Raw genomic sequence first — 3,783 nt, forward strand, 5'->3', positions numbered from 1 at the left:
GATGAGTAAACAAAGTCAGTTATGGCTTCGTTATCTGTTTTGAAGATTTCGTTTTTGGAACCTTCCCAAGCTAAAATGCCTTCTTTTAGAAAAATTATTCTCTCTCCAATTTCCATCACCGAATTCATATCGTGTGTATTAATAACTGTAGTAATATCATATTCTACAGTTATTTCATGAATAAGGTTATCAATTAAAATCGCAGTTTTTGGATCTAATCCTGAGTTGGGTTCATCACAAAAAAGATATTTTGGATTGTTCACTATTGCTCTAGCAATGGCTACCCGTTTTTGCATTCCTCCCGAAATTTCGGAAGGTTTTTTGTGATTGGCATCAATTAAATTTACTCGATTAATTACAAAGTTTACGCGTTCTTTAATCTCAGCTGCTGATTTATTAGAAAACATTTTTAGCGGAAAACCAATATTTTCCTCAACAGTCATACTGTCAAAAAGGGCACTACCTTGAAACACCATCCCAATTTCTGTTCGTAATGTTCTTTTTTCATCAGTAGTTAAATTAGAATAAATTCTACCGTCAAAGGAGATGGTTCCTTTGTCAGGAGTATGAATTCCTAGTAAACTTTTGAGTAAAACTGTTTTTCCAGAACCACTTTGTCCAATAATCAAATTTGTTTTTCCTGTTTCAAAAAGGGTTGAAATTCCTTTTAAAACCTTAGAATCGCCAAAAGATTTTTCTATGTCTTTTATTTCTATCATTAGGTCAAAAGTAATTGAGTTAAAATATAATTTGCCATTATAATAGTTACCGAAGTCCATACAAAAGAAACTGTACTTGCTTTTCCTACTTCGAGTGCACCACCTTTCATATAATAACCATGAAACGATGGAATAGTAGCCAAGATTAGAGCAAATACAAAGGTTTTAATAAATGCGTATGTAATATGAAACGGGATGAATTCCTGTTGTAATCCTGTTATAAAATCATTACTAGACCCAAATCCACCATAAACAGCAGCAATCCAACCGCCAAAAATTCCTAGAAACATACTAATTCCAATTACAAATGGATAGAGTAAGAGTGCTATTATTTTAGGAAAAACTAAATAATTCAGAGAGTTTACCCCCATAACTTCAAGAGCATCAATTTGTTCTGTAACTCGCATGGTTCCGATGCTAGAAGTGATAAAAGAACCCATTTTTCCAGCCATAATAATGGAAATAAATGTGGGAGCAAATTCTAATATTACTGATTGTCTTGTAGCAAAACCTATAAGATATTTCGGAATTAAAGGATTGGTTAAATTCAAAGCCGTTTGTATTGAAACTACGCCACCCACGAAAAAAGAAATGAAGCACACAATACCAAGGGAATCAATTATTAAATCGTCAATTTCTTTGAAGATTAGAGTTCTCATGACTAACCACTTTGTGGGTTTGTTGAAAATCTCTTTCCACATTAGGAAATACTTTCCTATTTGCGATAAATAGCGGAGTAGCATCATGAGTTAAAAATATTGTCAAAAATAGTAAGAAGTTATCAGTTATCACTTATCAGTATTGAGTTTTAGCTTTAAAACAACTTTTCTTTCATCTTTTTCCAGCGGTAATTCCTAATGAATTTGCCTTGTTCTGCTGTAACTAATAGTTGTTTTTTAGCTGATTTTGCTTTCCAAAAACCATTTATATAATCAAGAAATAATAATGGTTTTCCTTTTCGCAAGGCCAGTTTTAGAGAAGCAATTGCAGTGATAAAAAGTCCGTAACCTAAACTATAAAAAGCTTCACCTTGTTTGTAACGAGCACTTTTGTTGTAATTGGCACCAGTTGGTTTAAGGTGTTTAACTTTTAGCGTTTCATCGGTGACCACTTTCCAATCATAGAATTTGCACAATAACTCATCAACAGTGTCCCAACCCATGGCAGGTTTTAAACCCCCAATTTGCTCAAAAGTTGCTTTTCTATACGCTTTAAAGGCACCACGAATATGGTCTTTATCTGTTAAATTTTCTAAAATCCAATCACCATTTTTTTCGATGTAGGCAAATCCGCCAACCATTCCAATTTTGTCATCCGATTTAAAATGTGATATAATAGTTTCAAAATAGTTAAGTGGAAAAATTAAATCAGCATCGGCTTTTACAATAAAATCATAATCGTCATCTAACGTTTCTAATCCTTTTTGAAATGCCTGTATCACTTTGCTTCCCGGCAAATGAATAGCATCAGAAGTTTTATTAACCAACGTTATCAAAGGATGTTTTCCTGAAAATTCTCTAACGATTTCAGCTGTTCTGTCTGAAGAATTATCATTAACAACAACAATTTTTGAAGGTAAAAATGTTTGCTCTACTAATGATTTTAAGGTTAGGGCAATAAATTTTTCTTCATTGTGCGATGGAATGACGATGTAATAGTTCATATTTTGAATACTGAAAACTGTGACTGAAAACTATTTTCGCTCTGCATAAACAATATAATATCTTGGGGTAAAAAATCTCAGTAAAGGTCGAAAGCCAATTTTTTTTACTGGATGAGTAAATTTAATCCGGTCTATAATTTTAAATCCAGTTTTTTCTAACAACCAATCTAATTGCCAATCTTCAAATTCGTGGTAGTGTCTGTCCCATTTGTCGGTTTTACTTCTATAAGCTGATGAAAACCATAGACGCAATGGAATGGATATTAATAGTTTATCGCATTTTACGTTTTCTAATACAGTATAAGGGTTCAATAAATGTTCAAAAATTTCAAAGGCAGTGAATACTGAATAGTTTTCATTTTGCAATCCTGATTGATTGTTGTCTAAATCTTCACCTTTAGTGTTTATAACAGTATATCCATTTTCTTCCATTATTTTGGAAAAAGGATTTGAAACACCTAAGTCTAGAATAGTTTCAGAAGTTGTAATGTGTTTTTTTAAAAACTCAAGAGTAATGTTAAATCTTTTACTCGGATAGGTCTTCTCGTACATGGAAATGACAATTAAAATGCAAAGCTAATTTTTTCTTCCAACTTCTAACTTCCAACTTCAACTTTTTTACATTCTATATACTATAGCATTAATGTTCATTCCTGCTCCAACAGAAGCAAATAGAATTACATCTCCTTTTTGTATTGAATGATTTTTAACATTACCTTTTACTAATAAATCATATAAAGTTGGAACAGTTGCCACACTAGAATTGCCCAATTTATGTATGCTCATAGGCATTATGTCCTCTGGAGTGGACTGTTTGTAAATACGATAAAAACGTTCAATAATAGCTTCATCCATCTTTTCGTTAGCTTGATGTATCAATATTTTCTTTACTTCACTAATATCAATGCCGCTTTTTTCAAGACAAGCCGCCATAGCTTTTGGAACTTGGCTTAATGCAAATTCATATATTTTTCTTCCATGCATTTTGATGTATCGCACATCAGGATCATGAGATTTGTTAAAAGAATTTCCAAAGAAAAGATAATAAGCTTCATCATAAGTAAAAGTGGCACTTTCATGAGCTATAATTCCACCTTCTTCTTCAGTAGCTTCTAATATAGTTGCGCCGGCACCATCTGAATAAATCATACTATCTCTATCATGAATATCAACAACTCTAGATAAGGTTTCTGCTCCAATGACTAAACATTTTTTAGCCATTCCAGCTTTGATAAAAGCTTGTGCTTGTATGACACCTTCAACCCAGCCTGGACAACCAAAAAGCATATCATAGCAAACACATTTTGGATTTTTTATGCGTAAATCAAATTTAACTCTTGAAGCCAAGCTAGGTAGTAAATCAGTTTGAATAGCACCTTTTTTTACGTTTCCAAAATTGTG

The 3,783-nt window shown here is 32.5% G+C and carries 5 protein-coding genes; all 5 read right to left on the bottom strand.

Annotated elements, in window-relative coordinates; all coding sequences use genetic code 11:
* The coding region (locus ACOYLT_RS10635) for an ABC transporter ATP-binding protein (RefSeq protein ID WP_422853826.1) at positions 1 to 719 on the bottom strand (719 nt) is incomplete at its 3' end.
* On the bottom strand, positions 719 to 1,465 hold the full coding sequence (locus ACOYLT_RS10640; protein WP_422853827.1) for an MlaE family ABC transporter permease: 747 nt from the start codon (positions 1,463 to 1,465) through the stop codon (positions 719 to 721). The genes ACOYLT_RS10635 and ACOYLT_RS10640, both read right to left, overlap by 1 nt.
* Positions 1,466 to 1,533: 68 nt before the next feature.
* Positions 1,534 to 2,382: a glycosyltransferase gene (locus ACOYLT_RS10645; protein ID WP_422853828.1), complete on the bottom strand. Its 849-nt coding sequence runs from the start codon at positions 2,380 to 2,382 to the stop codon at positions 1,534 to 1,536.
* A gap of 30 nt (positions 2,383 to 2,412) precedes the next feature.
* A complete protein-coding gene (locus ACOYLT_RS10650; RefSeq protein WP_422853829.1) occupies positions 2,413 to 2,934 on the bottom strand; it encodes a methyltransferase in 522 nt (173 codons plus the stop codon).
* 66 nt (positions 2,935 to 3,000) lie between these two features.
* Positions 3,001 to 3,783: 3-oxoacyl-ACP synthase III family protein (locus tag ACOYLT_RS10655; protein WP_422853830.1), on the bottom strand; the 783-nt coding region annotated here is incomplete at its 5' end.

The sequence above is a fragment of the Flavobacterium sp. genome (assembly GCF_049318185.1).
GTDB lineage: Bacteria > Bacteroidota > Bacteroidia > Flavobacteriales > Flavobacteriaceae > Flavobacterium.